Source organism: Labrys miyagiensis (genome assembly GCF_030160835.1).
GTDB lineage: Bacteria > Pseudomonadota > Alphaproteobacteria > Rhizobiales > Labraceae > Labrys > Labrys miyagiensis.
In genome coordinates, this window is sequence record NZ_BSPC01000063.1 from 107,342 (window position 1) to 131,752 (window position 24,411).

Here is a 24,411-nt window from a genome sequence, read left to right on the forward strand (position 1 = left end):
GAGGCGCAGTCATTTGAGAGCGAAGCTCGACATCGAAGTCTTCCCTCCCTCTTGTGGGGAGGGAGTAGGAGGGTGGGGGTCCTTGGATGCAAGTGTCTCTCATCGCCAAGGACCCCCATCCCTTACCCTTCCCCAGAAGGGGGAAGGGAGCGGCAGGCGTCGCGCCCTTTTCTTTTTCTCTTTCCTGCTATCAGCCTTGCTCGCTGCCCCGCTTCCCGCCCTCGCGCAGGAGCCGGTGCGCCCGGTACTCACCGTCATCGCGCATGCCCAGGATACGGCGATGTTCGGGCCTTTCATCGGTAGCGTCGATGCGCGCTATCGCACCGATCTCGGCTTCCAAGTCGGTGGGCGCATCATTGCCCGCGAGGTCAATGTCGGCGACACCGTCAAGCAAGGCCAAAGGCTCGCCGCCGTCGACGCCACCCTTCTGCGGCTTGCCGTGCAGTCGGCCGAGGCGGATCTTGCCAATGCCAGGGCGCAGCTTGCCAATGCCGTGCTGACCGAGAACCGCAGCAAGGCGCTGGTCGTTACCGAGACGGCCTCGAAGGCGCAGGTCGACAACGCCGTGGCGGCCCGCGAGACGGCGGAGGCCAAGGTCACCCAGGCCGAAGCCTCGCTGCGCCAGGTGCAGAATGTCCTCAGCTATGCCGAGCTCATCGCCCCTTATGACGGCGTGATCACCGCGGTGAATTCGGATGTCGGCAAGGTCGTCTCGGCCGGCGACATCATCGTCACCCTGGCGCGGCCGGATGTGCGGGAGGCCGTGGTCGACGTGCCCGACTATCTCGCGCCGGAATTGCTGCAATATCCACGCTTCGACGTGACTCTTGCCGGCGAGCCCTCGATCAAGGCCACTGCGACGCTGCGCCAGCTCGCTCCGGCCTCGGATGCGACCACCCGCACCCGCCGCGCCCGGCTCTCGCTTGATAGTCCGCCCAACGGCTTCCGCCTGGGTTCGACGATATCCGTCTCGGCCGTACGCGCCGTCCCATCCTATATCGCCGTGCCGCAGACGGCGCTTGCCGGTGATGGCGACAGGCGCTCTGTCTGGGTCGTCGATGCCGTCAAGTCGGTCGTCGCCGCCAAGCCCGTGAAGCTGGTCTCCCTCAAGGACGGCTATGCCATCGTCGACGGCCTCAAGGACGGCGACATCGTGGTCGCAGCCGGCGCCGCCTCGCTCGAGCCCGGCCAGGCCGTGCAGCTTCCCGTTACCCCGCGTTCCGAGGGTCAGAAATGAACGGCTTAAATCTGTCCGACTGGGCGCTCAGGCATCGCTCCTTCATCTGGTATCTGATGATCGCCGCGGTGATCGCCGGGGCGCTCTCCTATACGCGCCTCGGCCGCGAGGAGGATCCTTCCTTCGACATCAAGACCATGGTCGTGCAGGTGCAATGGCCGGGCGCGACCCTGGACGAGACGATCAACCAGGTTACCGATCGCATCGAGAAGGAGCTCCAGCAGGTCGGGGCGCTCGATTACACGCGCAGCTACACCAAGCCCGGCAGCGCCACCATCCTGGTGAACTTCAAGGACACCACCAATGGCCGTGCCCTGACCGACGCCTTCTACCAGGTGCGCAAGCATGTGAATGACATCTGGTCCACCATGCCGAGCGGTGTGCAGGGGCCGTTCTTCAATGACGAATTCGGCGACGTCTACGGCAATATCTATGCCTTCACCGCCGACGGCATCAATTTCCGCCAGCTGCGCGACTATGTGGAGAGCGTGCGCGACCGCGTGCTCTCGGTGCCCAATGCCGGCAAGACGCAGATCCTCGGCGCGCTCGATGAGGTGATCTATCTCGATTTCGACACTGCGCGCCTCTCCAGCCTTGGCGTCGACCGCCAGGCCGTGATCGCCTCGCTCCAGGCGCAGAACACCGTGTCGGCCGCCGGCGTGATCCAGGCCGGGCAGGACAGGGTCAGCGTGCGCGTCGGCGGCGGCTTCAAGTCCGAGGAAGATCTGCGCGCCATCAACCTGCGCGTCAATGACCGCTTCTTCCGCCTGAGCGATGTCGCCACCATCACCCGCGGCTATGAGGATCCGCCATCCCAGCTCTTCCGCTTCGACGGCAAGCCGGCCATCGGCCTCGCCGTCGCCATGGCGCCCAACGGCAATCTGCTGCAGTTCGGCGAGGACCTGAAGAAGGCCATGACCGAGATCACCGGCACGCTGCCGGTCGGCGTCGGCGTGCATCTCGTCTCCGACCAGCCGGCCATTGTCGAGGAAGCGATCTCGGGCTTCACGCAGGCCCTGCTGGAAGCCGTGATCATTGTCATGGCCGTGAGCTTCGTCAGTCTGGGCCTGCGCGCCGGGCTGGTGGTGGCGATCTCGATCCCGCTGGTGCTCGCCATCGTCTTCCTGGTGATGGAATATACCGGCATCTCCCTGCAGCGCATTTCGCTCGGCGCCCTGATCATCGCCCTCGGCCTGCTGGTCGACGATGCCATGATCACGGTGGAGATGATGATCAGCCGGCTGGAGGAGGGCGATACGCTCGGCAAGGCGGCGACCTATGCCTTCACCTCTACCGCCTTCCCGATGCTCACCGGCACGCTGGTGACGGTGGCGGGCTTCATCCCGATCGGCCTCAATTCGAGCTCGGCGGGCCAGTACACCTTCACCCTCTTCGTGGTGATCGCGGTGGCCCTGCTGACGTCCTGGATCGTGGCGGTGCTGTTCGCGCCCCTGCTCGGTGTAAGCATCCTGCCGAAGTCGATGAAGAAGCACGACGAGAAGCCGAGCTTCTTCGCCGGGATGTTCAAATCCATCCTGCTCGCCTGCATGCGTTGGCGCTGGCTGACCATTGCTGTCTGCCTTGCCTTGCTGGGCGCTTCGGTGGTGGGTATGGGCCACGTGCAGCAGCAGTTCTTCCCGTCTTCCGATCGGCCAGAATTGCTGGTCGACATGACGCTGCCGCAGAACAGCACCATCGCCGAGACCAAGACACAGATGGACCGTCTCGAAAAGACGCTCGATGGCGATGCCGATGTCGAGCGTTGGAGCTCCTATGTCGGGCAGGGGGCCGTGCGCTTCTATCTGCCGCTCGACCAGCAGCTCGCCAATCCCTTTTTCGGCCAGGCCGTGGTGGTGACCAAAGGCATCGAGGCGCGTGACCGTGTGAAGGCCAAGCTGGATGCGCTAGCCCGCGAGCAGTTTGTCGGCATCGACATTCTCGTGCATCCGCTCGAACTCGGCCCGCCGGTCGGCCGCCCCGTGCAGTATCGTGTCAGCGGCACCGATATCCAGGAGGTGCGCGCGCAGGCGGTGAAGTTGGCCGGCGTGATCGCCGACGATCCCAATCTCGGCACCATCACCTATGACTGGAACGAGCCCGGCCGCGTGCTGCGTGTCGAGGTCGACCAGAACAAGGCCCGCCTGCTCGGTGTGACCTCGCAGGACATCGCTTCCATCTTGAACGGCACGCTGGCTGGCAGCGCCTTCACGCAGGTGCGCGATAACATCTATCTCGTCAATGTCGTCGGTCGCGCCACGGCGGACCAGCGCAATTCGGTGGAGACGCTGGAGAACCTGCAGATCTCGCTGACCGGTGGCACGGTGGTGCCGCTGAGAGCCGTCGCCAATATCGGCTACGACTTGGAACAGCCTATCGTCTGGCGCCGCTCGCGCCTGCCCACGATCACCGTTCGCGCCGCGCTCGTCGGCGATATCCAGCCGGCGACGGTGGTGCAGCGCCTGCAGCCCAAGATCGATACCTTCGCCAAGCAGCTTCCCGATCACTACAAGGTCGAGATCGGCGGTGCGGTGGAAGAGGCCGGCAAGGGCCAGTCGCCGATCATCCAGATCGTGCCGATCATGCTGCTGGTGATGATCACCGTGCTGATGATCCAGCTGCAGAGCTTCCAGAAGCTCTTCCTGGTGATCTCGGTGGCGCCGCTCGGCCTGATCGGCGTGGTGCTCGGCCTGCTGCCCTTCCACCAGCCGCTCGGCTTTGTCGCCATCCTCGGCGTTCTCGCGCTGATCGGCATCATCATCCGCAACTCGGTGATCCTGGTGAAGCAGATCGAGGATCACGAAAAGGAAGGCCAGGACCGCTGGGATGCGGTGGTGACCGCCACCGTCCACCGCATGCGCCCCATCCTGCTCACGGCGGCGGCCGCGAGCCTGGGCATGATCCCCATCGCCCGCGAAGTGTTCTGGGGCCCGATGGCCTATGCCATGATCGGCGGCATCCTGGTGGCGACGCTGCTGACGCTGCTCTTCCTGCCAGCGTTGTATGTGACGTGGTATCGGATCAAGGAGCCGAAGGAGGGTGCGAGCCAGGGCGCGCGTTAAGCGGTGCCGTGGTTGCATCCGGGTGCACGGGCATCCTGCCCGTTCTTCCCCTGCCTCGAGGGTGTCGGTTCCAGGAACGGGCAGGATGCCCGTGCACCCGGATTGCGTCCACCTGCCCGAATGCCTAGCATTCCGATGACGTCGACGGGAGGATCGGAAAAGCTGTGGACTCGCCATCTTGTCGCTGCTGTTCATCCTGATCCTGTGTGACGCGCTCGCAAGTCGAAGCCCTCGCGGCCGAGGGCATGACAAAATCTGTGCCCTTCCTGGCTGCCTCGCGACTTTTGAGGTGTGCGCTCAAAACCAGAATTCTTGCTCATATCGAAATCATTGCCATGGCCACCATCACCTATCTCACCCGTATCGAATTCGATGAAGGCGCGATTGCCCGGCTGCCCTCCCTGCTGGAAGGGCTGGGCGTAAAGCGTCCGCTGCTGGTCACCGATCGCGGCCTCGTCGCCACCGGCCTGGTCGAACGCGTCAGGGCGCTCTTTGCCGAGCCGCCCGCCGTCTATGACGGCACGCCTGCCAATCCCACGGAGGAGGCGACGCTCGCAGCCCTGGCGCGCTATCGCGAGGCTGATTGCGATGGGCTCGTCGGTCTCGGTGGCGGGTCTTCGATCGATCTCGCCAAGGCGGTGCGCCTGCTCACCGGCCATGAGGGACCGCTTGCGCAATATACCGCGGTGGAGGGCGGGGCAGCGCGCATCCATGGCCGCATCTGCCCGTTGATCGCCGTGCCCACCACCTCGGGCACCGGCTCGGAGGTCGGCCGCGCGGCGGTGATCATCACGGCCGAAGGGCGCAAGCTCGGCATCATCAGCCCCTTCATGCTGCCGAGCATCGCGCTCTGCGATCCTGAGCTCAGCCATGGCCTGCCGCCCTATCTGACGGCGGCGACCGGCATGGACGCCATCTCGCATTGCCTCGAGACCTATATGGCATCTGCCGTCAATCCGCCGGCGGATGCCATCGCCATCGACGGTCTCAAGCGCGGCTTCGGCGCCATCCGCACCGCCGTGGCCGATGGCCGCGACCGCAAGGCGCGCTGGGAGATGATGATGTGCGCCCTCGAAGGCGCGATGGCGTTCCAGAAGGGCCTCGGCGCGGTGCATGCGCTTACCCATCCGCTCGGCGCCATCCGCGAACTCAACCTGCATCACGGCACGCTCAATGCGGTGCTGATGCCGGCGGTGCTGCGCTTCAACCGCAGCGTGATCGGCGGCAAATGGGATGTGCTGGCCGGCATTCTCGGCGGCGATCCGGCCGAGGTCATCGCGGGCCTGTGCCGCGACATCGGCCTGCCTCCGGGGCTCAGGGCCATGGGCGTGACCGAGGCGATGATGGAGAAGATTTCGGGCGAGGCCCTCAAGGATCATTGCCACGCCACCAATCCACGACTGGCGACGCGCGAGGAATATCTGGAACTCCTGCACGAGTCGGCATGAGAGCGGTGCGATGATAGAGTGATTCGTTACTCAGGCAGGCGATCCATCGGCGCCAACCTTGGCCGAAAGAGATGGTGGAAACGCCGTCATTGCGAGCGAAGCGAAGCAATCCAGGGGCGGTAGGCACCGCACTTTGGCCCCTGGATTGCTTCGCTTCGCTCGCAATGACGGGTAGAGGCCATTCCTCCTGCTTCCAAACTTATGCCTTGCACAGGAGGTCAGCATGACCAGGAAGGCCATCGTTCCCGTTGAGGCCGTCAGTCCGCGCCGGGGAGCGGCCGTGTTGCTGGAGATCCTGCGCAACGAGGGCGTCGACTATATCTTTGGCAATCCTGGCACCACAGAATTGCCGCTGATGGACGCGCTGATCGAGGCGCCCGATATCCGCTACATCCTGGCCCTGCAGGAGGCGAGCGCGGTGGCGATGGCCGATGGCTACGCCCAGGCGTCGGGCAAGCCCGGCTTCCTCAATCTCCACACCGAGGGGGGCCTCGGCCATGGCATGGGCAACCTTTTCAACGCCAGCATTTCGATGACGCCGCTGGTGGTCACCGCCGGCCAGCAGGATTCGCGCCATACCATCACCGATCCCCTGCTGTTCGGCGACCTCGTGCAGGTGGCCCGGCCCGCGGTGAAATGGGCGCAGGAAGTCACGCATGCCGACCAGCTGCCGATCCTGGTGCGGCGGGCCTTCCACGACGCCAGCGCACCGCCACCAGGCCCGGTCTTCCTGTCGCTGCCGATGGATGTGATGGAGGAGATGAGCAGCGTTGGCATCTCCGAGCGCTCGGTGGTCGACCGCCACCCGGTGGCGGGGTCGCTCGACAAGCTCGCCGAACACCTTGCCGCGCTAAGGCCCGGACGCCTCGCCATCATCGCCGGCGACGAGATCCATGGCAGCGATGCAGCCCAGGAAGCCGTGACGATCGCGGAGATGCTGGGTGCGCCCGTTTATGGCTCGTCCTGGCCCTCGCGCATTCCCTTCCCGACAGCCAATCCGCTCTGGCGCGGCAACATGCCGACCAAGGCGGTGGATATCGCCCATCGGCTGGGCGATTACGATGCCATCTTCGCTCTCGGCGGCAAGTCGCTGATCACCATCCTCTACACTGAGGGTTCGGCCGTACCGCCCGGCTGCGCGGTGTTCCAGATGTCGGCGGATGTGCGCGACCTCGGCCGCACCTATCCCACCAGGCTCTCGGTGGTGGGCGATCTCAAGCATTCTCTGCATGCGCTGGCACCGCTGCTTGCCAAGGCTATCGCCGGGCGGACGGAGGTCTATTCCGCCCTGCTGCGCCAGGCGGGACTCGATCAGCAACAGCGACAGCAGGAACTCGCCGCCCTTGCCGCCGCACAGATGGATGTGGTTCCCGTGACGCCACTGGTGGCTGCCCAGCAGGCGATGCGGGCTGTTGGACCCTATGTCGCCATCGTCGACGAGGCGATCGCCACCTCGCTGCATGTGCGCGGCTTCCTCAACAGCTCTTCGCCGCGGCAATATTCCTTCCTGCGAGGCGGCGCGCTCGGCTGGGGCATGCCGGCCGCGGTAGGCTGCTGCCTTGGGCTCGGTCGCGAGCCGGTGGTCTCTCTCGTGGGCGACGGCGCTGCCCTTTATTCCCCGCAGGCCCTGTGGACCGCGGCGCATGAGAAGCTGCCCGTGACCTTCGTCGTCATGAACAATCGCGAATACAACATCTTGAAGAATTTCATGAAGGGACAGGTGGGTTACGCCTCGAACCGGCAGAACCACTTCATCGCCATGGAGCTCGACGATCCGCCGATCGATTACCAGGCCATGGCGAAGTCCTATGGCGTGCCGGGGCGACGGATCACGCGGGCCGGGGATATTGCCGGGGCGGTGGAGGCGGGGATCGCCAGCGGGCAGCCCAACCTCATCGAGATCGTGATTGGGACGTGATCTTCCCGGGTGCGCGGACGTCCCGTCCGCATCTTGGAAACGCGGCGTCTGTTGGAGAGGGCGATGCGGACGAGACGTCCGCGCACCCGGGAAGAGTCACAACCTCGCCTTCGTACTCCTGGGCGTCGCCAGCAGCAGGTTCGTCTCCGAGGCATTCACGCCCGGGATCAGCCGGATGCGACGCAGCACGACGTCCAGATCCGTCAGGCTCTGCGTCGCGAATTCCACCACGATGTCCCATTTGCCGTTGGTCGTGTGCACGGCGCTCACTTCCGGAAAGCCGCCCAGCGTGTCGATCACGCGGTCGGCGGCGCGGCCCTCGACCTCGATCAGCACGATGCCGCGCACCGGCATGGAGATGGCGTCGGCTCTAAGGATGACCGTGTAGCCGACGATATCGCCGCGCTTCTCCATGTTCTCGATGCGCGCGCGCACGGTGGCGCGCGACAGGCCAAGTTCTGCCGCGAGATCGGAGATGCTGCGCCGGCCATTATGGCGCAACTGGGTGAGGAGCTGCTGGTCGATGTCGTCCATGGCCTGCCGAAATGATCAGGGCTTCATGCCAGTTTGATAAGCCGTATTGTCACCTTTGCCAATTTGTATTGTTCGTATCGCCAATCGAAGCCGGTAAATTGCAGGCACGCCAAACGAGGTTCGACATGCCTTCGACAACATGTATTTTGCTGGGTGCTCCGGTGCAGGAGGGCGCAGGGCGCCTTGGCTGCGACATGGGCCCGAGCGCCTTTCGCGCCGCCGGTCTCACCGCCGCGCTGGAAGAGCTCGGCCATCGGGTTTCCGATCGCGGCAATCTGGCGCCGGCCCGTCTGCGCACGCTGAAGCATCCCAACCCGGTCGTGAAGAATCTGCCGGAGATAGCCGCCTGGACCGAAGCGCTCGCCGATGCCTCCTATCGGATGAGCGCAGAGGGCATGCCGATCGTGTTCGGCGGCGATCACAGCCTTGCCGCCGGCACGCTCTCCGGCCTCAGCCGGCGCGCGGCGGAGCAGGGGCGCGAGCTCTTCGTGCTCTGGCTCGATGCCCATCCCGATTTCCACACGCTCGACTCGACGGCGAGCGGCAATCTGCATGGCTGTCCGGTCGCCTATGCCACCGGACAGGCTGGCTTCGACGGCTTCTTTCCCGCCCTTGCCGCGCCGGTGAAGGCTGCGAACATCTGCATGATGGGCATCCGCAGTGTCGACGCGGCCGAGCGCAAGGCGCTCACCGCGGCCGGCGTCACCGTGCATGACATGCGCGCCATCGACGAGCATGGCATGGGCCCGCTGCTGAAGGCTTTCCTGCAGCGCGTCGAAGCCGCCAACGGCATCCTGCATGTCAGCTTCGATGTCGATTTCCTCGATCCCGGCATCGCCCCGGCCGTCGGCACTACCGTGCCGGGCGGGGCGACCTTCCGTGAAGCGCATCTCGTCATGGAGATGCTGCATGACAGCGGCCTGGTGCGCAGCCTCGACCTCGTCGAGCTCAACCCCTTCCTCGACGAGCGTGGCCGCACCGCCATCCTGCTGGTCGACCTCGTGGCCAGCCTGATGGGGCGCCGGGTGATGGATCGCCCGACCCGCGCCGGCACGGCCTGATTCAAACGGAGCAAGACCCATGCTGCCCAAACTGAACGTGGTGCCCTTCGTCAGCGTCGACAGCATGATGAAGCTGGTGCATGCCGTCGGCGTCGAACGTTTCCTGGTCGAGCTCGCCGGCTTCATCGAGGCCGATTTCAAGCGCTGGGAAAGCTTCGACAAGACCCCGCGCGTCGCCTCGCACAGCGCCGAGGGCGTGATCGAGCTGATGCCGACCAGCGACGGCGAGGTCTATGGCTTCAAATATGTCAACGGCCATCCCAAGAACACCAAGGAGGGCCGCCAGACCGTCACCGCCTTCGGCGTGCTCGCCGATGTCGGCACCGGCTATCCGGTGCTGCTCACTGAGATGACCATCCTGACAGCGCTGCGCACCGCCTCGACCTCGGCGCTCGCCGCCAAATATCTGGCGCCGAAGGGCGCGCGCACCATGGCCATCATCGGCAACGGCGCCCAGTCCGAGTTCCAGGCCCTCGCCTTCAAGGCGCTGCTCGGCGTCGACCGTCTGCGCCTGCATGACATCGATGCCTCGGCCAGCCGGCGCTGCGCTGGGAATCTCACCGGCTTCGGCTTCGACGTGACGATCTGCGACACGGTGGAGGACGTCGTGCTCGGCGCCGATATCGTCACCACCGTCACCGCCGACAAGCAGAACGCCACCATCCTCACCGACAACATGGTCGGCCCCGGCATCCATATCAACGCCGTTGGTGGCGACTGCCCTGGCAAGACGGAGCTGCATGCCGACATCCTGCGCCGTTCCGGCATCTTCGTCGAATATCCGCCCCAGACCCGCATCGAGGGCGAGATCCAGCAGCTTCCTGCCGACTATCCCGTCACCGAGCTCTGGCAGGTGATGACCGGTGCGGCCGAGGGGCGCGCCAACAACCGGCAGATTACCCTGTTCGACTCGGTGGGCTTTGCCATCGAGGACTTCTCGGCCTTGCGCTATGTGCGCGAGCAACTCGCCCGGACCGGCCTCTACGAGGAGCTCGATCTCCTGGCCGATCCCGACGAGCCACGCGACCTCTTCGGCATGCTGCTGCGCGCCCAGCAGCCCGCGGCGGCGTAAGTCTTTTTGTTACAAAAAGAAAAGGCGGCATGGCTCTCGGCCCTGCCTGACTTTCGGGAGCGGGCTGATCCGATCAGCCCGCTCTTTTTCTGTGATGGGGAATGGGGCTCGCGGGATCGACACTCCTGGTTTGGCGCCGCTCCTCCCGCAAAAGTCAGTGCCCCACCGCCGGGCACCCACTTGCGCCAAAGGCTATGCCCTGACATTGCTGCCGGGAACCATCGAGTGCGACAGATCCGCAACGAGGAACCCATGTGGCTTCGCCATGCCATGCTCCCGTCTCTCGACGGCCGATGGTCGCTCGACCGTTCGGTCGAGGATCTTGGCTCGGGCAAGCCGATGGCGGCCATGCACGGGACCGCCAGCTTCACGCTGGGCGCCGCAGGCGAGGCTGCCTATGCCGAAAGCGCGACGCTGGCCCTCGAGGGCGGACAAGCCATGCCCGCCTCGCGCCATTATTTCTACCGCCAGGAGGAGGACGGCCTCGCCATCTTCTTCGACGAGGCCCGCTCGCAGCTCTTTCATCGCCTTGTGCTCGAACAGGGGGAGGGCGGCCTCGTCGGCGCTGATCTCCATCTCTGCACGCCAGACCGCTATGACAGCCGTTACGAATTCCGCACCGATGACAGTTTTGCGGTTGTTCATGTGGTTGAAGGGCCGCGCAAGTCCTATGTCAGCCGGACGCTTTACCACAGGCAGGCCTGAGCTACGGCTTTGTTCCCGGTTGGATATAGCGAAGACACGGCTATGATCCTGCCATCGCCGCTTCAGGAGACCGCGCATGCGTCCATTCGCCCGCTTTTTGCCGTTTGTCTTTTTGCCATTCGTCCTGACCCTGACGATCCCCGGCACCGTGCCGGCCTTTGCCGATGATGCGGCATGCAAGACCTTCAAATGGGATCTTTCGCGCGAACAGCGCTGGTTCGAGGCGGCCGGGCTACCGTCATTCGCCTCTGGCGCCGCCCCGAAAATGGAGGGGTCAGTAGCCCTGCGGCTCAACCTCAGCCCGATCGATGGTCTCGCCTTTGCGGTAGCTCCCGAGCACAAGCCGGCGGCCGGCAGCTTCGGTGCAGTGCTTTCCCTTCCGGCGCTCGACAAGGCCAGCCTCTACCAGGTGACACTCTCCGACGAGGGCTGGATCGATGTGATCCAGGATGGTGCCTCGGTGAAATCGGGCGCCTTCAGCGGCGCGAAGGGCTGCCCCGGCCTGCGCAAGAGCGTCCGCTTCGATCTCAAGCCCGGTCCGGTAACGCTACAGATCAGCGGCGTGAAGGCGCAGACCATCAATGTGGCCGTGGGACCGGCGGATTAACCTGGGAGCGCGGACGTCCCGCCCGCTCTTGGAAACGATATCGCAACAAGAAAGGGCGCAGCCGTGGAGGTCTATGCCCTTTTCGTTATACGTGTTGTTTCCAAGAGCGGACGGGACGTCCGCGCTCCCAGGGAGATGCACTTGATCCAGGGCCTGAGCCATCTGACCTTCATCGTAAAAAATCTCGACCGCATGGAGGAAATCCTCACCACCGTGCTCGGTGCCCGCAAGGTCTATGACAGCGGCAGCGCAACCTTTTCGGTATCGAAGGAGCGCTTCTTCCTGCTCGGCGATGGTGAGGATCCCATCTGGATCGCCACCATGGAAGGCGAGGCGCTGCCCGGCCGAACCTATAACCACATCGCCTTCAAGATTGGCGATGGCGACTTCGAGCTCTATCCTGAACGCATCCGCAAACTCGGTCTCGATGTCCGCGAAGGACGCGCCCGTGTCGAGGGTGAGGGGCAGTCGATCTACTTCTACGACGACGACAACCACATGTTCGAGCTGCACACCGGCACGCTCGATGAGCGGTTGAGGCGCTACGCCCAGGGGAGGGCGTAGCGCACCAGGCGACATCAGCGCGCCAAGGGAATAAGGCTAAACAGGCTTTGCGCCTTGGCTCTGTCGGGCCCGCCAGCAGCGTCGATACGAACGGTCGTGGCCGTTGCCGTGACGCGGAACAGCAAGATCATCATCTTGCCATTTACGAAAGTCGTGTCGTTGCCAGTCACGTGAACTTCATTACCGACCTTCTCGATGTTCTCGATATTGATATCGCTGCCGGCCTTTTGACGAATGGCATTGAGACTTGCGCCCTCTCGCAACATGCCGCTGTCAATGCTGGAGGTGCTGAGCACCGTTTGTATTGCATGGCCAAAGGCGGACCATGTATCGAGCGGACCGCTACCGGTCGCAACCATCGCCGGTGCTCCGCATGTATCGCGCATGCATATTAGCGTGCGGCTTGTGGAGACATTCAACCCGTGGAGGTAGATCGGCGTGGCGGCCTGCTCCCACCCCTGAGCGGCGAGTTTCGCATTGGCGGCAGGGATGCGTTTGACGGGGGTGACACAGCCCGCTAGGCCCACACAGGCGAGGGCAAGGAAAACGGCAAGTTTCATGGAAGATCCGCTGCAAGCAGGAATGGAAGAACTCCGCCTACAGGCCAGTTTTCTTTATGGTATTCAAGATGGCTTGTTGCTTGTCGTGAAGCGACAATGCAACCTTTGGATGCGTGCTCCGGCGGAGGAAGAGCGGATCGTCCGACACTTCGTTGAGAGTCACAGGGACGCCCGCGCTCCCAGGCCGTCGAATACGTCCCGCGCCTTCAGGATCGCCGGGCGGTTGGCAAAGGCCCAGCGGCCGAGCGCGTTCACCGGCTCACGCAGGGAGTGGCCGAGGGCCGAGAGCTCGTAGTCCACCCGCGGCGGGATGCTCGGCGTCACCGTGCGGCTGACCAGGCCGTCCCGCTCCAGCCCTTTCAGGGTGAGCGTCAGCATGCGCTGCGAGATGCCGTCGATGTTGCGCTTGAGCTCGCTGAAGCGGCGCGGACCGGCGCTCAGCGCCATCACGATCAGGATGCTCCATTTGTCGCCGATGCGGGAGAGGATCTCGGTGACAGGGCGGCAACTCTCGGCGACATTGCTGGTATCGATGGTTACATCGGTGTCACCCAGGGCCATGAATGTGCCTCCTTGTCCATATCTTGACTGTATCCTATTTAGCCCAAGTTACGTTTTGTAACCACAATATTCACACCAGATGCCGTCGGGCGTGAGACCCTTCGGCGAGGCTTCGAACAGCATGGAACTTGGCCTTTACACTTTCGGGGAAACCACCGCGGATACCGCGACCGGCGTGGTCATCAGTGCTGAGGAGCGCTTCGCCAATCTGATGGAGGAGGTCGAGCTCGCCGACCAGGTCGGCCTCGACGTCTTCGGTATCGGCGAGCATCATCGCCCCGATTTCGCCGCCTCCGCGCCTGCCGTGCTGCTGGCCGCCGCCGCCATGCGCTCGAAGCGCATCCGCCTCACCAGCGCCGTGACGGTGCTGAGCTCGGACGATCCGGTGCGTGTGTTCCAGGAATTCACCACGGTGGACCTGCTCTCGGGCGGTCGGGCTGAGATCCTGGCGGGCCGCGGCTCCTTCATCGAATCCTTCCCGCTCTTCGGCTACGACCTCAACGACTATGACAGCCTGTTTGCCGAGAAGCTCGAACTCCTCCTCAAGATCCGCGAGCAGACGACCATCAGCTGGCAGGGCGAGCATCGCGCTCCGCTCAACCGCCAGAGCATCTATCCGCGCCCGGTGCAGCAGCCCTTGCCAGTGTGGGTGGGCGTCGGCGGCAATCCGCAATCGGTGATCCGCGCCGGCACGCTGGGCCTGCCCATGGCGCTGGCGATCATCGGCGGCGAGCCTGCCCGATTCAAGCCGCTGGTCGATCTCTATCGCGAGGCGGCGCGGCGTGCCGGGCATGACCCGGCCAAGCTGCCGGTGAGCATCAATTCGCATGGCTACATCGCCGACGACAGCCGGAAGGCGGCCGACGCGATCTTTCCCTATTATGCCGACGTGATGGGCCGCATCGGCCGCGAGCGTGGCTGGCCGCCTTTGAGCCGAGGCCAGTTTGAAGCCTCGATCTCGCCCACCGGCTCGGATTTCGTCGGCGACCCCCAGAAGGTGATCGACAAGATCCTTTACGAGCACGAGCTCTTCAAGCATGACCGCTTTCTCCTCAAGTTCAGCATGGGCAGCATTCCCCATGCGAGGATGATGAGGTCGATCGAGCTGTTCGGGACCGTGGTGGCGCCAGCGGTGAGGAAGGCGCTCACCGGGAGCGCGGACATCTTGTCCGCTCTTCCTTTGTCGTAGAGCCCGCCGTTTCCAAGAGCGGATCGTCCGACGCTCGCTTGAGTGTCGTAGGGACGTCCGCGCTCCCGGCAAAATTTAACCTCCCCCTTTTGTCTAAAAATACACATAAGCGTTGATTTGTGATGGCTGCCCTCTAAGGTGTGCCCGTCGCAAAAGGGAAGGCACGCCCCATGGCCCGTCGCTATGTCATCGGTCTCGACTACGGCACCGAATCGGCGCGTGGCGTCCTCCTGGATGTCGAAAGCGGGGAGCAGATCGCGAGCCACGCTTTTCCCTATCGCCACGGCGTGATGACCGCGATGCCCGACGGTCGCGCTCTGCCGCCCCTCTGGGCGCTCCAGGATGCGGCCGATTATGTCGAGGCGGCCGAGGCGGTCCTGTCGGCGCTGGGGCGGGGCAGGGAGATTGAGGGCATCGGGCTCGGCTTCACCGCAAGTTCGCCCCTGCCGGCCACGAGCGAGGGCCAGGCGCTGTCACAGTGTCATCCGGACCAGCCCCACGCCTATGTCAAGTTATGGAAGCACGGTGCCGCACAGGCTGAAGCCGAAGCGATCAATGCGCAGGGCGGCGCCTTTCTCGACAATTTCGGCGGCAAGGTCTCGGGCGAGTGGCTGCTCGCCAAGGCCGCGCAGATGGCTGCGGAGGTGCCCGAACTCTGGCAGGAGACCGGGCGCTTCATCGAGGCCGGCGACTGGCTGGTCTGGCAGTTGACGGGGCAGGAGACGCGCAGCCTCGGCTTTGCGGCCTATAAGGCGCAATACTCCGCGGAAGCCGGCTATCCCACCCATCTCGTGCCAGGCCTGGCCAGCCGGCTCGCACCACCGCTGCGCATCGGCTCCCCGGGCGGTGGGCTGACCCAGGCCTGGCGTGACTGCACCGGCATCGCGGGCAAGGCCGTGGTGGCGGTCGCCGTGATCGATTCCCATGTGGTGCTGCCGGCCGTTGGTGGCGTCAGCGATGGCTGCCTCGTCGGGGCGCTGGGCACCTCGGCCGTCTATCTCGTCCTCGGCAAGGATTTCCGTCCGCTGCCACCGGGCATCGAAGGCGTCGCCTTCGACGGCTCGGTACGCGACCTCTGGTGCTATGAGGCCGGACAGGCCGGTTTCGGCGATACGCTCGCCTGGTTCGTGCGCTCCTTTCCGCGTTCACAGAATCCGGCCGAGAATTTCCGCCTCTACAATGAGGAAGCCGCAAAGCTGGCGCCGGGCGCCAACCATCTCCTCGCCCTCGATTGGTGGAACGGCAACCGCGTGCCGCTGGCTGATTCCGGCCTCAGCGGGCTGCTGCTCGGCTTGAAGACCAGCACGACAGCGGCGGGGATCTATCGCGCGCTCCTTGAATCGCTCTGCTTCGGCGCCCGCAGCATCTACGACCTGTTTATCGCCGGCGGCTTTGCCATCGAGCGCATAATCCTCTCCAGCGGCCTCGCCCTCAACAATCCGCTGCTGGTGCAGATCATGGCCGATGTGTTCGAACGCGAGGTCGAAGTGCCTGTGATCGACAATCCCACCGCGGTCGGCGCCGCCATCCATGGCGCCGTGGCGGCGGGGGTGGTTGCCGACTATCCAGAGGGCTCGGCTCGCTTCGGTGCCCGTAGCTTCCGGCGCTATCGGCCGAATGGTGACGCCGCCTTCGCCTATCGCACGCTTTACCGCAATTACCGGACGCTTTGCGACAGCCAGCCGGTGCGCAACGCGATGCATGACCTCAATCGCATCATGCCCAGCTGAGACGCCGCCGTCATTCCGGGCGACCGTATCCTCACAAGCTCTTGCTTGTGAGTGGAGACCCGGAATCCATGAACATAGTCATCTCGAGTTGTGTTCATGGATTCCGGCTCTTCGCTTTGCTACGGCATGACAAGGTGGCCGACCCGCTCCGGCCGTTATGCCTAAAAACAATCAAAATAAATTTGCAATCATTCAGCGATGATGCATTAATCCGATGCCTCCGAATGAGAGGCCACCATCGAGAAGAGAGCGAGAAGCTCCGACCATAATAATCCTGGGAGGATTCCATGCCAGCCTTTCGTCTGAGCCAGACTTTCACGTCGACCGCCCTCATCACCACGGCCGCTCTTGGCTTTGCCGCCTTCACCACGCTTGCCACTGCCGACAAGGCCAAGGCGGCGGATCAGGTGATCGTCGGCCTCGTCACCAAGACCGAGGTCAATCCCTATTTCGTCAAGCTGCGCCAGGCCGCCGAGGCGGAGGCCAAGAAGAAGGGCCTCAAGCTGATCGCCCGCTTCGGCAAGTTCGACGGCGACAATGAAGGCCAGGTCGCGGCCATCGAGGATCTCATCAGCGCCGGCGCCAAGGGCATCCTGGTCACGCCCAACAACTCCACCGGCATGCTCGGCATCATCAAGAAGGCCCGCGATGCCGGTGTCCTGGTCATCGCCCTCGATACCGCGACCGATCCGGCCGATGCGGTCGATGCCACCTACGCCACCGACAATTTCGAGGCGGGCGTGAAGCAGGGCGCCTATGCCAAGGCGGCGATGGGCGACAAGAAGCCGATTCTCGCCATGCTGGATGGCACGCCGGGCGGCACTGTCGATACCATGCGGCACAATGGCTATCTGCAGGGCTTCGGCGTCAAGGAAGGTGACCCAGTCATCGTCGGCTCCGCCATCACCAATGGCGCGCAGGACAAGGGCCAGACCGGCATGGAGAACCTCCTGTCGAAAAATGGCGACATCAACGTGGTCTACACCATCAACGAGCCCGCCGCGGCAGGTGGCTATGCTGCGCTGAAATCCTTCGGCAAGGCCAAGAGCGTGATGCTGACCTCGATCGACGGCGGTTGCGAGGGCGTCAAGAACGTCAAGTCGGGCAAGATCGCCGGCACCGTGATGCAGTTCCCCTACAAGATGGCGGTGGCTGGCGTCGATGCCGTGGCCGAATACGCCAAGTCCGGCAAGAAGCCCACCGGCTTTATCAACACCGGCTCGGAACTGATCACCGACAAGCCGATGAAGGGCGTTGATTCCAAGGATACCGCCTGGGGCCTGAAGAACTGCTGGGGCGGAGAGTAAGCGTCATCCCGTGCGCGCCGCACCATGCAATGGAGCGGCGCGGACACGGGATCGCGAGCCGATAAGACCTCATTCTTTCTGCGGTCCCGGATCTGCGAAGCGTCACTGCGTGCCGCATCGCGTCCGGGATGACTACGCAATCCTCTTCGCGGCCTCCCGAGGATTTGATGAGTACAACCACGGTTTCATCGCCCGAAAAAGAGCGCAGCCTGCTCGCACGTATCTTCGCCACACCCTCTGCCGGGCCCTTCCTGGTGCTGGTGGTCTTCTGCGTGATCTTCGCCAGCATCAATGACCGCTTCCTGGCCCTGCAGAACATTTCGCTCATCCTGCAGCAGACCGTGGTGGTCGGCACGCTGGCAATCGGCCAGACCTTGATCATCCTGACGGCGGGCATCGATCTTGCCGTTGGCGCGATCTGCGTGCTCGGCACCATCGTTGCCGGCAAGATGGCCGATTCGGGCTATGACCCCGTGCTTTCCATGGCCTTCGCCATCGCGCTGTGCACGATGGCCGGCGCCGTGGCAGGCGGCCTGATCAGCGGCCTGAGACTGCCGCCCTTCATCGTCACCCTCGGTACGCTGGGCATCATCACCGCGGCGCTGCGCCTGATTTCGGCCGGCGGCGCCTTTCCGGTCGACGATGATTTCCTGAGCTGGACCGGCAATGGGGATGCGGTCTACGGCTTCGTGGTGACCTATGGCGTCATCGCCATGCTGCTGCTCTACGCCATCGTCTGGTATTTCTTGAACCAAACCAAATGGGGCCGGCACGTCTACGCCATCGGCAACAATCCCGAAGCGGCCCGGCTGGTCGGTATTCCCGTGCGGCGGCATCTTCTCTCCGTCTATGTGCTGGCTGGCCTTATCTATGGCATCACAGCCTGGCTGGCGCTTGGGCGCATTCCCAATGCCGATCCGAACTCGCTGCAGACGGCCAATCTCGATTCGATCACGGCCGTGGTCATTGGCGGCACCTCGCTGTTCGGCGGCCGCGGCGGCCTCCTCGGCACGCTGATCGGCGCATTGATCGTCGGCGTGCTGCGCAACGGCCTGACCCTCGCCGGCATCGATCCGCTCTGGCAGGACCTGATCACCGGTGTGCTGGTCATCGTGGCCGTGGCCTTCGACCAGCTCTCGCGCGGGAGGCGTTGATGACACAGGCACCTTCCTCCGAGATCATTCTCGAAGCCCGCAACGTCGTGAAGAACTATGGCCATGTCACGGCGCTGGACGGCGTGGATTTCGAACTGCGCAAGGGCGAGATCCTGGCCGTCGTCGGCGACAATGGCGCCGGCAAGAGTTCGCTGATCAAGGCACTCACCGGCGCCTTGAAGCCGGATAGCGGTGAGATCCTGCTCGATGGCCAGGCCGTGCATTTCAAGGGGCCGCTCGATGCGCGCCACCGCGGCATCGAGACCGTCTACCAGGACCTTGCCGTGGCGCCGGCGCTCGATATCGCCAGCAACCTTTTCCTGGGGCGCGAACTGCGCATGCCCGGCATTTTCGGCACGGTCTTCCGCCGCCTCGACAAGAAGAAGATGCGGGACGAAGCGCGGAAGGCCATGGCGGAGCTGAAGTTCCGCCTGCCCTCGATCCACAGCGCGGTGGAATCGCTTTCCGGCGGCCAGCGCCAGGGCGTGGCGGTCGCCCGGGCTGCCCTGTTCGCCAAGAAGCTGGCGATCATGGACGAGCCGACGGCGGCGCTCGGCGTGCGCGAGACCGGCCAGGTGCTCGAACTGATCAAGGCCATCCGAGACCGCGGCCTGCCCGTCGTGCTGATCAGCCACAACATCCCCAATGTGTTTGAGCTGGCCGACCGGATCCACATCATGCGCCTGGGCAAGCGGGCGGCCGTGGTCAGCCCGAAGACGCATTCGATGGCCGACGTCGTGGCGATCATGACGGGCGCGGCCAAGGTCGAGGACTTCGCGAAGAGGGGATGACCGGGAGTTCCCTGGGATCGCAGGCATCCTGTCCGCTCTTCCCTTGTAGTCAGGTGTATCGTTTCCAAGAGGCGGACAAGATGTCCGCGCTCCCAGTGTTTTCCACGCCAAATCCGCTTGACGTCCCTCGCCCGCGAGCCCCATATCCGGCGCGTGATGATTTCTGACAAACCTGCGCTCAAGATCCTGCTCTGCTCCCCCCGTGGCTTCTGCGCCGGCGTGGTGCGAGCCATTGACGCCGTCGAGCAAGCTCTCAAGATCTATGGCCCGCCGGTCTATGTGCGCCATGAGATCGTGCACAACAAATATGTCGTCGAGAGTCTCAAGGCAAAGGGCGCGATCTTCGTCGAGGAGCTCGACGAGGTGCCGCAGACGCGGGCGCCGGTGATCTTCTCGGCCCATGGCGTGGCCAAATCCGTGCCGTCAGCCGCCGAGAGCCGCAGTCTCTTCGCCATCGACGCCACCTGCCCGCTGGTGACTAAGGTGCACCGCGAGGCCGAGATCCATCACAAGCGCGGCCGCGAGATCGTGCTGGTCGGCCATCGCGGCCATCCGGAAGTGGTCGGCACTATGGGCCAACTCCCCGATGGCGCCGTGCGCCTGATCGAAACGGTCGCCGATGTCGCCGCCTTTGCGCCGGCCAATCCGGAGGCGCTCGCCTTCGTCACCCAGACCACGCTTTCCGTGGACGATACCCGCGACATCGTCGACGCCCTCAAAGCGCGTTTCCCGGGCATCGTCGGCCCGCACAAGGAAGACATCTGCTACGCCACCACCAACCGCCAGGAAGCGGTGAAGGCGGTGGCGCCGCAAGTCGAAGGCTTCATCGTGGTGGGCGCGCCCAATTCCTCCAATTCGCAGCGCCTGCGCGAGGTCGCCGAACGCTCCGGCTGTACCGTCGCCGAGCTGGTGCAGCGCGGCTGCGACATCGACTGGAGCCGCTTCGGCAATCTGAAATCGCTCGGCGTCGCCGCCGGCGCCTCGGCCCCCGAGATCCTGGTCGAGGAGGTCATAGACGCCTTCGCCGAGCGCTACGCCATCACGGTCGAGACCGTGTCGACGGCCGATGAGAGCGTATTCTTCCCCCTGCCAAGAGATCTGAGAACGGGGGATCCGAGGACCGGCGATGTACGGCAGCCTGAGAGCGTGGCGCGCTGATGGCCGTCTATACCGAAGTCAATGACGAGGATCTCGCCGGATTCGTCGCCCAATACGACATTGGCGGCGTGCTCGCCTGCAAGGGCATCGCCGAGGGTGTCGAGAATACCAATTACATCCTGCGCACCGAGAAGGGTGCCTACATCCTCACGCTCTACGAGAAGCGGGTCGATCGCACGGACCTGCCTTTCTTCATGGAGCTGATGGAACATCTGTCGAAAAGCGGCGTGACCTGCCCGACGCCGATCCACCGGCGCGACGGCAAGGTGCTGGGCGAGCTTGCGGGGCGCCCGGCGGCGATCATCTCCTTCCTCGAAGGCGTTTGGATCAAGCGGCCCAGTGTCGAGCATTGCGGCGCCGTGGGTCGGGCGCTTGGCGCCATGCACAACGCGACCCTCTCCTTTCCGATGAGCCGGCCGAATTCCCTCTCGCTCGCAGGCTGGCTGGCGCTTGCCAGGCAGGCTGATGGCCGCGCCGACAGCGTGCTGCAGGGCCTTACGGCCACCATTGCCGACGAACTGGCCTTCCACGAGCAGCATTGGCCGCGGGGGCTGCCCACCGGCGTCATCCATGCCGATCTCTTCCCGGACAATGTCTTCTTTCTGAAGGGCAAGCTGTCGGGCCTGATCGATTTCTATTTCGCCTGCAGCGACATCCTCGCCTATGACGTGGCCGTATGCCTGAACGCCTGGTGCTTCGAGCCTGATCACGCCTATAATGCCACCAAGGGCAGGGCACTCCTGGCCGGCTATCGCGCCGTCAGGCCGCTGTCGGACGCAGAGATGAATGCCATGCCCATCCTGGCGCGTGGTTCGGCCCTGCGCTTCATGCTGACGCGCCTGGTCGATTGGCTCAACGTGCCACCGGGCGCCATGGTCAAGCCGAAGGACCCGCTCGAATATTGGAAGAAGCTGCGCTTCCATCAGCGCGTCTCGAGCCCGGCCGAATACGGATTCGACCTATGACCGAAAAGAGAGTGACGCTCTATACGGACGGCGCCTGCTCGGGCAATCCCGGTCCGGGCGGCTGGGGTGCGATCCTGATGTTCGGCGATCACCGCAAGACGCTGAAGGGCGGGGCGCTGGAGACCACCAACAACCGCATGGAGCTGCAGGCGGCGATCGAGGGGCTGGAGGCGCTGAAGCGCGGCTGCGCCGTCGACCTGCATACGGACAGCCAATATGTGAAGAACGGCATCACCGGCTGGATCCATGGCTGGAAGCGCAATGGCTGGCGCACCGCCGACAAGAAGCCGGTGAAGAACGAGGATCTCTGGCGCAGGCTCGATGTCGCGCTCGAGCGCCACGAAGTGGAGTTCCACTGGGTGAAGGGCCATGCCGGCCACCCCCTGAACGAGGAGGCCGACCTTCTGGCCCGCGAGGGCATGGCGCCCTATCTGCAGGAAAAGCGGGACAGGGCGGCAGCACTGTCGTAGTCGGGACCGCGGACATCTTGTCCGCTCTTGGAACCGCGGCGTATGTGGAAAGGAAGAGCGGACAGGATGTCCGCGCACCCGGGGATCCTGGGACCGCCGGCTTTCCAGCCGGCTCTTCGAAACGTTGCGGCTGGGCATAGGAAGAGCGGACAGGATGTCCGCGCTCCCAGGAAATTACAGCGCCTGCAGGATCGTGTCCGCGCCGGAAATGTCCAGCTTGCCGCCGTCGTCGAGATTGAGCACCTTCACCACGCCGTCATCGACCAGCATGGCGTAGCGCTGCGAACGCACGCCGAGGCCAGCGGCGACGCGGTCGAGTTCCATGCCGGTTGCCTTGGCGAAGTCGCCACTGCCGTCGGCCAGGAATTCGATCTTGCCAAGGCCACCGGTCGCCTTGGCCCAGGCGTCCATCACAAACACGTCGTTGACGGCGGTCACCGCCACGGTATCGACGCCCTTGGCCTTGAAGGCATCGTAATGCTCCAGATAGCCAGGCAGGTGGTTGCGGTGGCAGGTCGGCGTGAAGGCGCCGGGAACGGCGAACAGCACCACTTTCTTGCCGCCGAAAATATCGGAAGTGCTCCTGGGTGCGGGCTGGTCCTGCGTCACGACGCGGAACGTCACTTCGGGAAGCTTGTCGCCGGGCTTGATCGTCACGTGAGTCTCCATGGGGAAGAATTGTCGTGGGGTTACGGCAACCGATATAGGCTCTCGACGCTGCCCTCGCCAGTCGAGAGCGTGAAGCGAAGTTCATTTCCGCTCAACGTGGCATCCTTGGGCAGGCCGTCGAGCTGCAACACGAACTGCTTAGGATTGGCCTTGTCGGCCCCTGGCGCGAGGTTCGGCATCGGCAGATACCATTTTAGCGGCGCTTCCACGAAAAGCGAGGCGGCGGACGCTGCCTTGACGTCGATGGTCAGCGTGGCAGGCTTGGTCGAGGTGTCGAGCGTGACCTTGCTGATGGCAGGGCTCTCTTGCGCACCGATCGCTGCGAGCTTCGGGACGTGCTTCACCGCTTCGGCAATGGCGTCTGCCCCTTCGCCGCCTTGCGTTCCCGGGGCCAAGGTGAGGTCGGCGCTACCCTTGGCGGGCACGCAGATCTCATGGCAGATGGCATAGTCCAGCGCCAGCGACAGGCGGACGGGCTTGGCCGGATCTGCTGCCGTCACCTTCAGGGGCAGCACGACATCGCCCCTGTACACTGCCGAGGAGCCGCCTTCGTCGTCCAAGCGCGTCGGAGCGGGCCAGAGCACGGTCACGCTGCTGAGGTTTTCGGATTTCGACCAGTCGAAACTCGGGGGAATGCCGGCATCACCGGGGTTGCGCCAATAGGTTTTCCAGCCTTCATCCAGCTTTATCTCCAGGCCGGCGGGCCCATTGCCGGGTGCGTTGCCCGGCAACAGGCGCATAGCCGCGCCATCGACGGCGGACCATGGCGAGGCTTCGCCGGCGAGGGTGGCGGCGGGAAGCCCGGCAAGAGCCAGGACGAGGGCTGGTAGAATGAGGTTACGCATTAGTCCTGGGTCGAGATTCGAAAGGAGCATCCATCGAGACGGATAACTGCGAATGGTCAATAGCGCCAGGCACGAAGGCGTGACATTGTCGTGAGGCCGGTCGCCAAAGAGTGGATGGGTCTTCGCCACGGTTGACCAAAATTATGCCTTAACAAAGCCAGTTCGATGCGGCACGATTGCGGCCATGAGGCGCTATGTTCCCTTCGGCGATGATTCTTCCGGCGGATTTCTCGACGGTAAGATGCTCGTGGCCACACCGGTCCTCCAGCATGACGAACGCTTCGCCCGCACCGTGATCTATGTCTGCGCCCATTCGGCCGAAGGCGCGATGGGCATCGTGGTGAACCAGCCGGCCAAGAACATCAAGTTTCCAGACCTCCTCAAGCAGCTCGGCGTGATCGAGGGCCTGGCGGACCTCAGGGCACCGCGCGGCCAGCCGATCCGCATCGTCAATGGCGGGCCCGTCGAATCGGGCAGGGGGTTCGTGCTTCACACCAATGATGTCGTCATCGACAATTCGACCATGCAGATCGAGGACAATATCTGCCTGACGGCGACCCTCGACATCCTGCGCTCCATCGCGCTCGGCGAGGGGCCGGAGAAGGCGCTGCTGGCGCTGGGCTATGCCGGCTGGCAGCCAGGGCAGCTCGAACGCGAGATCCAGGCCAATGGCTGGCTGCATTGCGACGCCGATCCGGCGCTGCTGTTCGATGCAGATGTCGATACGAAATATCTGCGGGCTTTGAAGAAGCTCGGCATCGAGCCGGGAATGTTCTCGCCCGAAGCGGGACACGCGTAGCGCTCCCA

General features: G+C 64.2%; 23 protein-coding genes. 18 read left to right on the top strand and 5 right to left on the bottom strand.

The genetic code is table 11. The annotated features are described in order from the left end of the window. Window positions 1–196 precede the first annotated feature (196 nt). The 4 genes from QQL24_RS27170 to QQL24_RS27185 all read left to right on the top strand — a co-directional run bounded on the left by QQL24_RS27170 (window position 197) and on the right by QQL24_RS27185 (window position 7,662). Complete coding sequence (locus QQL24_RS27170) at window positions 197–1,237, top strand: efflux RND transporter periplasmic adaptor subunit (protein ID WP_284315429.1); 1,041 nt, start codon at window positions 197–199, stop codon at window positions 1,235–1,237. Then, window positions 1,234–4,296 carry an efflux RND transporter permease subunit gene (locus QQL24_RS27175; protein ID WP_284315430.1) on the top strand — a complete coding sequence of 1,021 codons (3,063 nt, stop codon included), beginning with the start codon at window positions 1,234–1,236 and terminating at the stop codon, window positions 4,294–4,296. The genes QQL24_RS27170 and QQL24_RS27175 overlap by 4 nt, the downstream gene beginning before the upstream one ends. A 335-nt stretch (window positions 4,297–4,631) precedes the next feature. Next, window positions 4,632–5,744 carry an iron-containing alcohol dehydrogenase gene (locus tag QQL24_RS27180; RefSeq protein WP_284315431.1) on the top strand — a complete coding sequence of 371 codons (1,113 nt, stop codon included), beginning with the start codon at window positions 4,632–4,634 and terminating at the stop codon, window positions 5,742–5,744. A gap of 223 nt (window positions 5,745–5,967) precedes the next feature. Continuing rightward, a complete protein-coding gene (locus QQL24_RS27185) occupies window positions 5,968–7,662 on the top strand; it encodes a thiamine pyrophosphate-binding protein (protein WP_284315432.1) in 1,695 nt (564 codons plus the stop codon). Between the two features lie 96 nt (window positions 7,663–7,758). On the opposite strand, the gene QQL24_RS27190 is transcribed toward QQL24_RS27185, so the two are convergent. Continuing rightward, entirely contained in the window at window positions 7,759–8,196 is a 438-nt protein-coding gene (locus QQL24_RS27190; RefSeq protein ID WP_284315433.1) for an Lrp/AsnC family transcriptional regulator, read from the bottom strand. Between the two features lie 125 nt (window positions 8,197–8,321). On the opposite strand from QQL24_RS27190, the gene rocF reads away from it, so the two are divergent. The 5 genes from rocF (at window position 8,322) to fosX (ending at window position 12,205) form a co-directional block, all read left to right on the top strand. Next, window positions 8,322–9,257 (top strand): arginase, encoded by a 936-nt coding sequence (gene rocF, locus QQL24_RS27195; RefSeq protein WP_284315434.1) that lies wholly within the window; start codon window positions 8,322–8,324, stop codon window positions 9,255–9,257. Window positions 9,258–9,276: 19 nt separating this feature from the next. Then, on the top strand, window positions 9,277–10,329 hold the full coding sequence (gene ocd / locus QQL24_RS27200; protein ID WP_284315435.1) for an ornithine cyclodeaminase: 1,053 nt from the start codon (window positions 9,277–9,279) through the stop codon (window positions 10,327–10,329). 252 nt (window positions 10,330–10,581) lie between these two features. After that, the gene (locus QQL24_RS27205; protein ID WP_284315436.1) at window positions 10,582–11,034 is read left to right on the top strand and encodes a DUF6314 family protein; all 453 of its coding nucleotides are present in this window, start codon (window positions 10,582–10,584) and stop codon (window positions 11,032–11,034) included. A gap of 76 nt (window positions 11,035–11,110) precedes the next feature. Continuing rightward, the gene (locus QQL24_RS27210; protein ID WP_284315437.1) at window positions 11,111–11,641 is read left to right on the top strand and encodes a hypothetical protein; all 531 of its coding nucleotides are present in this window, start codon (window positions 11,111–11,113) and stop codon (window positions 11,639–11,641) included. Window positions 11,642–11,782: 141 nt separating this feature from the next. After that, window positions 11,783–12,205, top strand: a complete 423-nt coding sequence (gene fosX, locus QQL24_RS27215) for a FosX/FosE/FosI family fosfomycin resistance hydrolase (RefSeq protein ID WP_284315438.1) — start codon at window positions 11,783–11,785, stop codon at window positions 12,203–12,205. A 14-nt stretch (window positions 12,206–12,219) separates the two neighbouring features. Here the strand turns inward: fosX and QQL24_RS27220 are convergent, their stop codons facing one another. Next, the gene (locus tag QQL24_RS27220) at window positions 12,220–12,765 is read right to left on the bottom strand and encodes a hypothetical protein (protein WP_284315439.1); all 546 of its coding nucleotides are present in this window, start codon (window positions 12,763–12,765) and stop codon (window positions 12,220–12,222) included. A 159-nt stretch (window positions 12,766–12,924) separates the two neighbouring features. After that, complete coding sequence (locus tag QQL24_RS27225) at window positions 12,925–13,326, bottom strand: winged helix-turn-helix transcriptional regulator (RefSeq protein ID WP_284315440.1); 402 nt, start codon at window positions 13,324–13,326, stop codon at window positions 12,925–12,927. Window positions 13,327–13,447: 121 nt separating this feature from the next. On the opposite strand from QQL24_RS27225, the gene QQL24_RS27230 reads away from it, so the two are divergent. The 8 genes from QQL24_RS27230 (at window position 13,448) to rnhA (ending at window position 22,090) form a co-directional block, all read left to right on the top strand. Beyond that, window positions 13,448–14,515, top strand: a complete 1,068-nt coding sequence (locus QQL24_RS27230; RefSeq protein ID WP_284315441.1) for an LLM class flavin-dependent oxidoreductase — start codon at window positions 13,448–13,450, stop codon at window positions 14,513–14,515. A 170-nt stretch (window positions 14,516–14,685) separates the two neighbouring features. Continuing rightward, window positions 14,686–16,245, top strand: a complete 1,560-nt coding sequence (locus tag QQL24_RS27235; protein ID WP_284315442.1) for an FGGY-family carbohydrate kinase — start codon at window positions 14,686–14,688, stop codon at window positions 16,243–16,245. Window positions 16,246–16,532: 287 nt separating this feature from the next. Next, the gene (locus QQL24_RS27240) at window positions 16,533–17,552 is read left to right on the top strand and encodes a substrate-binding domain-containing protein (protein ID WP_284315443.1); all 1,020 of its coding nucleotides are present in this window, start codon (window positions 16,533–16,535) and stop codon (window positions 17,550–17,552) included. Between the two features lie 167 nt (window positions 17,553–17,719). Further along, window positions 17,720–18,706 carry an ABC transporter permease gene (locus QQL24_RS27245; protein WP_284315444.1) on the top strand — a complete coding sequence of 329 codons (987 nt, stop codon included), beginning with the start codon at window positions 17,720–17,722 and terminating at the stop codon, window positions 18,704–18,706. After that, window positions 18,706–19,497, top strand: coding sequence for an ATP-binding cassette domain-containing protein (locus tag QQL24_RS27250; protein WP_284315445.1), 792 nt, complete (start codon window positions 18,706–18,708; stop codon window positions 19,495–19,497). Before QQL24_RS27245 ends, QQL24_RS27250 begins: the two co-directional genes overlap by 1 nt. 156 nt (window positions 19,498–19,653) lie before the next feature. Continuing rightward, window positions 19,654–20,655, top strand: a complete 1,002-nt coding sequence (ispH, locus tag QQL24_RS27255) for a 4-hydroxy-3-methylbut-2-enyl diphosphate reductase (protein ID WP_284315548.1) — start codon at window positions 19,654–19,656, stop codon at window positions 20,653–20,655. Continuing rightward, window positions 20,655–21,620, top strand: a complete 966-nt coding sequence (locus QQL24_RS27260; protein ID WP_284315446.1) for a homoserine kinase — start codon at window positions 20,655–20,657, stop codon at window positions 21,618–21,620. The genes ispH and QQL24_RS27260 overlap by 1 nt, the downstream gene beginning before the upstream one ends. Further along, window positions 21,617–22,090, top strand: coding sequence for a ribonuclease HI (gene rnhA, locus QQL24_RS27265; RefSeq protein ID WP_284315447.1), 474 nt, complete (start codon window positions 21,617–21,619; stop codon window positions 22,088–22,090). The genes QQL24_RS27260 and rnhA overlap by 4 nt, the downstream gene beginning before the upstream one ends. 174 nt (window positions 22,091–22,264) lie before the next feature. On the opposite strand, the gene QQL24_RS27270 is transcribed toward rnhA, so the two are convergent. Together QQL24_RS27270 and QQL24_RS27275 are read right to left on the bottom strand one after the other, a co-directional pair. Beyond that, window positions 22,265–22,747, bottom strand: a complete 483-nt coding sequence (locus QQL24_RS27270; RefSeq protein WP_284315448.1) for a peroxiredoxin — start codon at window positions 22,745–22,747, stop codon at window positions 22,265–22,267. Window positions 22,748–22,779: 32 nt separating this feature from the next. Continuing rightward, window positions 22,780–23,604 (bottom strand): protein-disulfide reductase DsbD domain-containing protein, encoded by an 825-nt coding sequence (locus QQL24_RS27275; protein WP_284315449.1) that lies wholly within the window; start codon window positions 23,602–23,604, stop codon window positions 22,780–22,782. Between the two features lie 184 nt (window positions 23,605–23,788). Between QQL24_RS27275 and QQL24_RS27280 the strand changes: the two genes are divergently transcribed. Continuing rightward, window positions 23,789–24,403, top strand: a complete 615-nt coding sequence (locus QQL24_RS27280; protein WP_284315450.1) for a YqgE/AlgH family protein — start codon at window positions 23,789–23,791, stop codon at window positions 24,401–24,403. Window positions 24,404–24,411: the final 8 nt, after the last annotated feature.

Excerpts from the sequence above, each read along its gene's own strand:
- QQL24_RS27175 (WP_284315430.1), top strand. The coding sequence starts at position 1,234 with ATGAACGGCTTAAATCTGTCCGACTGGGCGCTCAGGCATCGCTCCTTC.
- QQL24_RS27180 (WP_284315431.1), top strand. The coding sequence starts at position 4,632 with ATGGCCACCATCACCTATCTCACCCGTATCGAATTCGATGAAGGCGCG.
- QQL24_RS27185 (WP_284315432.1), top strand. The coding sequence starts at position 5,968 with ATGACCAGGAAGGCCATCGTTCCCGTTGAGGCCGTCAGTCCGCGCCGG.
- QQL24_RS27190 (WP_284315433.1), bottom strand. The coding sequence starts at position 8,196 with ATGGACGACATCGACCAGCAGCTCCTCACCCAGTTGCGCCATAATGGC.
- rocF (WP_284315434.1), top strand. The coding sequence starts at position 8,322 with ATGCCTTCGACAACATGTATTTTGCTGGGTGCTCCGGTGCAGGAGGGC.
- ocd (WP_284315435.1), top strand. The coding sequence starts at position 9,277 with ATGCTGCCCAAACTGAACGTGGTGCCCTTCGTCAGCGTCGACAGCATG.
- QQL24_RS27205 (WP_284315436.1), top strand. The coding sequence starts at position 10,582 with ATGTGGCTTCGCCATGCCATGCTCCCGTCTCTCGACGGCCGATGGTCG.
- QQL24_RS27210 (WP_284315437.1), top strand. The coding sequence starts at position 11,111 with ATGCGTCCATTCGCCCGCTTTTTGCCGTTTGTCTTTTTGCCATTCGTC.
- QQL24_RS27220 (WP_284315439.1), bottom strand. The coding sequence starts at position 12,765 with ATGAAACTTGCCGTTTTCCTTGCCCTCGCCTGTGTGGGCCTAGCGGGC.
- QQL24_RS27225 (WP_284315440.1), bottom strand. The coding sequence starts at position 13,326 with ATGGCCCTGGGTGACACCGATGTAACCATCGATACCAGCAATGTCGCC.
- QQL24_RS27230 (WP_284315441.1), top strand. The coding sequence starts at position 13,448 with ATGGAACTTGGCCTTTACACTTTCGGGGAAACCACCGCGGATACCGCG.
- QQL24_RS27235 (WP_284315442.1), top strand. The coding sequence starts at position 14,686 with ATGGCCCGTCGCTATGTCATCGGTCTCGACTACGGCACCGAATCGGCG.
- QQL24_RS27240 (WP_284315443.1), top strand. The coding sequence starts at position 16,533 with ATGCCAGCCTTTCGTCTGAGCCAGACTTTCACGTCGACCGCCCTCATC.
- QQL24_RS27245 (WP_284315444.1), top strand. The coding sequence starts at position 17,720 with ATGAGTACAACCACGGTTTCATCGCCCGAAAAAGAGCGCAGCCTGCTC.
- QQL24_RS27250 (WP_284315445.1), top strand. The coding sequence starts at position 18,706 with ATGACACAGGCACCTTCCTCCGAGATCATTCTCGAAGCCCGCAACGTC.
- ispH (WP_284315548.1), top strand. The coding sequence starts at position 19,654 with ATGATTTCTGACAAACCTGCGCTCAAGATCCTGCTCTGCTCCCCCCGT.
- QQL24_RS27260 (WP_284315446.1), top strand. The coding sequence starts at position 20,655 with ATGGCCGTCTATACCGAAGTCAATGACGAGGATCTCGCCGGATTCGTC.
- rnhA (WP_284315447.1), top strand. The coding sequence starts at position 21,617 with ATGACCGAAAAGAGAGTGACGCTCTATACGGACGGCGCCTGCTCGGGC.
- QQL24_RS27275 (WP_284315449.1), bottom strand. The coding sequence starts at position 23,604 with ATGCGTAACCTCATTCTACCAGCCCTCGTCCTGGCTCTTGCCGGGCTT.
- QQL24_RS27280 (WP_284315450.1), top strand. The coding sequence starts at position 23,789 with ATGAGGCGCTATGTTCCCTTCGGCGATGATTCTTCCGGCGGATTTCTC.